This is a genomic window from Azospirillum terrae (genome assembly GCF_053470425.1).
Genome location: NZ_JBPXMR010000054.1, coordinates 1 through 1,351 on the forward strand (window position 1 = coordinate 1; position 1,351 = coordinate 1,351).

The following is a 1,351-nucleotide window of genomic DNA, read 5'->3' on the forward strand; positions in this document are numbered from 1 at the left end:
TGAAAGGGTTGAAGCGGCAAATGTACGGCCGGGCGAAGCACGACCTGCTGCGAAGCCGGGTTCTGGCCGCCGCGTGAAGTTGTCGTCCCTAAAGCCATTCCACCGAGGGCTGTTTTGCACCCAAAATGCGGAAGAACCCCTGATTGACGCCGTTCTCACCGTGATTGTCGCGCCATAATGAACCGTTGCCAGCTCGGCGATCGGCGGGCGAACGCCTGCGCCAACGCCTCCAGGTCGATCCCATGCAGCCGCTCGAACTGGGCTTCCCCGACGGCGTGCTGCTGCTGGTGATGCCAGCGGCACAGGGAGATCGCGCGGTTGTCGTCCGGCTTCCGCCCCATGCCAACGCCGCTTCCGCGCCGGACATGGGCCGCCTCAATGGGGCCGTCGCACTCCGGCCCGGTGACGCAGCAGGCGTGCCCACGCACAAAGGCGAGGTGTCCGGGGCACCGCCGTGGGCCCGACTCGTCGCCGATGCGTTGCTTTGCTAACCGCGGCGGAAGCCGAGGAGCCGGTCCGGTGCCGCAGCGGGGTGGGCTGATCGGCGCCGCCGAAGGGACGGCCGGCGTGGCGTCCGGATGGGATGGCGGCGTTCCATCTCTGGTCGGGCGCTTCGGCGGCCCATCGACCCGTGGCGCTCCCGCGGCGGGGCGGCGGAAATTGCGGACATACTCTTCCAAGCCGACGACGAGGTCCGCCGGATCGCGGGACAGCGCGACCGGGTGCGGGGTGTCGGGGGCGTGTGGCCGCTCCGGGTACCAGTGGTCCAGCGGCAGCCAGCCGGTCCGGTCGATGACGCAGCACAGCCAGCCATAGCTCAAGCGCTGGTTGGCCTCCGCCAGCAGACTCTGCAGCCGTTGGACCGTGACGGCACGACCGCGCGTTTGGTCACCCCCGTACGCCTGACTCGTTCCGCAAGACTCGCTCATGGTGCCGTTCCTCCCAAGTGCTCGACCGGCCGGCTCGCGCCGCAGCCATGCCGCGCCCGAAGCGCCGATCCACGGGCCGCCCTTAACCTCTTCTCGTAATAATCCCCGCGGTACCCCTTGGTCTTTCCATTCAAGGCCGAGTGGCAGCAGTAGCGCTATGATTAAACATCGAAATTCGCGTCGCGTCAAGTAAAATCATTTGGTTTCTTGGGTAGCACACAGATGGCGGCAATAAAAATCCTATAATTACTTGGTGATGTTGAGTGTTTTGCATTGTTATCGCAATGTTAATATTTGCTGGTGCGGATTGAACGAAGCCGCTGACGCGGCATAGGGGGCGTCAGCAGCGCGGAACCTCCGACCCGTTGGAATGTGGGGATGGAACCAATCCCACCCAGGAGGTTCCACGATGCCCCGGATCA

At 64.8% G+C, this 1,351-nt stretch carries 1 protein-coding gene; it reads right to left on the reverse strand.

Annotated features, from left to right (window positions below; all coding sequences use genetic code 11):
- Positions 1-155: 155 nt before the first annotated feature.
- Positions 156-929 (reverse strand): DUF968 domain-containing protein, encoded by a 774-nt coding sequence (locus tag ACSVDD_RS29670; protein ID WP_448193001.1) that lies wholly within the window; start codon positions 927-929, stop codon positions 156-158.
- Between the last annotated feature and the right edge of the window lie 422 nt (positions 930-1,351).

Coding starts and splice junctions, on each gene's coding strand:
- ACSVDD_RS29670 (WP_448193001.1), bottom strand. CDS start 929: ATGAGCGAGTCTTGCGGAACGAGTCAGGCGTACGGGGGTGACCAAACG.